This window comes from Asanoa sp. NPDC050611, assembly GCF_040654855.1.
Lineage (GTDB): Bacteria > Actinomycetota > Actinomycetes > Mycobacteriales > Micromonosporaceae > Asanoa.
In genome coordinates, this window is the sequence record NZ_JBFAIU010000601.1 from 1 (window position 1) to 2,351 (window position 2,351).

General features: G+C 71.3%; 2 protein-coding genes. Both read left to right on the forward strand.

Going from position 1 to position 2,351, the window contains the following annotated elements; genetic code table 11:
• A partial coding sequence (locus tag AB0H87_RS40780; RefSeq protein ID WP_360158908.1) for a substrate-binding domain-containing protein occupies positions 1 to 974 on the forward strand: 974 nt, incomplete at its 5' end.
• On the forward strand, positions 971 to 2,236 hold the full coding sequence (locus tag AB0H87_RS40785; RefSeq protein ID WP_360158911.1) for a sugar ABC transporter substrate-binding protein: 1,266 nt from the start codon (positions 971 to 973) through the stop codon (positions 2,234 to 2,236). The genes AB0H87_RS40780 and AB0H87_RS40785, both read left to right, overlap by 4 nt.
• Positions 2,237 to 2,351 lie beyond the last annotated feature (115 nt).

A 2,351-nucleotide genomic window follows, 5' to 3' on the forward strand; every position in this document is an offset into this window, starting at 1 on the left:
GCTTATTCTGCGGCTGGCTCGGCACGATCCTGTCCAAGGAGCGCGACGACGCCAAGTACGCGGAGCTCGAGGTCCGTTCCAACTACACCCCCAACCAGTCGGGGCGCTCGCTGGCCGAAGGCCGGCACGCCGCCAACGGCATCGTCTTCCCCGACCTGACGGGTCCGTACTACGCCGAGGTCGTCCTCGGCTACGAGGAAGCCGCCTCCGAGCTGGGTCGCAGCGTGCTGATCCTGGCGACCCACGGCCGCCGCGACGCCGACGCCGCGGTGCTCGACCTGGCCGGCCGCGTCGACGGCCTGGCCGTCACCCTGAACACGGTCAGCGACGACACCGTGCGGGCGATCGCCGCGACCGGCGTGCCGCTGGTCCTGCTGGCCCGCCCACCCGTCGACGGCATCGACACCATCCGCACCCGCAACGAGCGCACCGCGGTCGAGCTCGCCGACCACCTGGTCGCACACGGCCACCGCCGGATCGTCTTCGCCGGCGACCCCGAGGGCTCCCCCGACGTCGCCGGCCGGTACGCGGGCCTCGTGAAGGCGCTGCGCGCGCACCGGCTGCCGCGGCCGGAGCTGCGGCCCTGCGCCTACGACGTGGAGGCCGGCGAGCGCGTGGGCGCGCAGCTCATGGCCGACCCGCCCGACGCCGTCGTCTGCGCCAACGACGAGGTCGCGCTAGGTGTGCACCTGGCCGCCGAGGCCGCCGGCCGCTCCGTGCCCGCCGACCTGGCCGTGACCGGCTGGGACGACGTGCTCGCCGCCCGGTTCGCCGGCCTCACCACCGTCTCCCAACCGATGCGCGAGCTGGGCGCCATCGCGGCGCGCTGGCTCGACGGCCGCATCGGCGAACGAACCGCGGGCCCGGAACGCGCCGCACCACGGCGCCGGGTCCTACCCACGCAGCTGGTCGTCCGACGCAGCTGCGGGTCACACCCCGTGGAAACACCCAATCCCCTCGGAGGTACGGCATGAGAAGGAGCAGGCTCACGGCCGTGGCGGCGGCCGCGTTAGCCGTTTCGGTCGTCCTGGCCGGCTGCGGTCGCGACTCGGGCGGCGGGCAGGAGGAAGCCAAGACGGTCGCCGAAGGCAAGGCCACCGGCGAGATCACCGTCTGGGCCATGGGCGCCGAAGGCGAGAAGCTCGGCGAGTTCGCCAAGGAGTTCTCGGTCGAGAACCCGGACGCCAAGGTCAACGTCACCGCGGTCCCGTGGGACGCCGCGCACCAGAAGATCGCCAGCGCCATCGCGGCCAAGCAGACCCCCGACGTATCCATGATCGGCACCACCTGGCAGGGCGAGTTCGCCAAGACCGGCGCCCTCGACCCGACGCCCCCGGACCTGATCAAGAAGGACGACTTCTTCCCCGGCGCCTGGGATACCACCGTCGTCGACGGCAGCTCCTTCGGCGTGCCCTGGTACGTCGAGACCCGCGGCATCTTCTACCGCAAGGACCTGGCCGCGGCGGCCGGCTTCCCGGAGGGCCCCAAGACCTGGGACGACCTCAAGGCGATGGCCAAGGCGATGAAGGCCAAGGGCGCCCGGGAGGGCTTCCACCTCCAGCCCGGCAAGACCGGCAGCTGGCAGTCCGTGATGCCGTTCGCCTGGTCCAACGGTGCCGAGGTGGCCACCTCCGACAAACTGAGCTTCGACACCCCCGAGATGACCGAGGCGCTGGCCTACTACCAGTCGTTCTTCAAAGAGGGCCTGTCCGGCACCGACCTGCCCGAGGGCGCGCTCGAGCCGGACTTCGTCAGCGGCAAGATCGGCGCGTTCGTCTCCGGCCCGTGGCACATCGGCCTGCTCCAGGAGAAGGGCGGCGCCGGCTTCGACCAGAAGTTCGCGATCGCCCAGATGCCGATGAAGAAGTCGGCCACCTCGTTCATCGGCGGCAGCAACCTGGCGGTGTTCAAGGACGCCAAGAACCGCGACGCCGGCTGGAAGTTCGTGCAGTGGCTGAGCAAGCCCGAGGTGCAGGTCAAGTGGTACCAGGCGGTCAAGGACCTGCCCTCGGTGCAGTCGGCGTGGGACGACAGCAGCCTCTCCGGTGACCCGTACCTGGCGGTCTTCGGCAAGCAGCTCGAGGACGCCAAGGCACCGCCGGCGATCCCGACGTGGGAGCAGATCGCGGCGTCCTTCGACCTCGAGGTCGAGAAGCTGTGCAAGTCGAACGTGGACCCGGGCGCGACGGCGAAGACCATCCAGGACAAGGCGTCGGCCATCGGAACCGGGAGCTGACATGGCCGGCGCCCCCGTGGCGACGGCTCCGGCGCGGCCGGTCGGGGACACCTCCGACCGGCGCGTCATCGAGCGGGCACCGGTGACGGAGCTGTTCGCCCATCCGCACCACCAC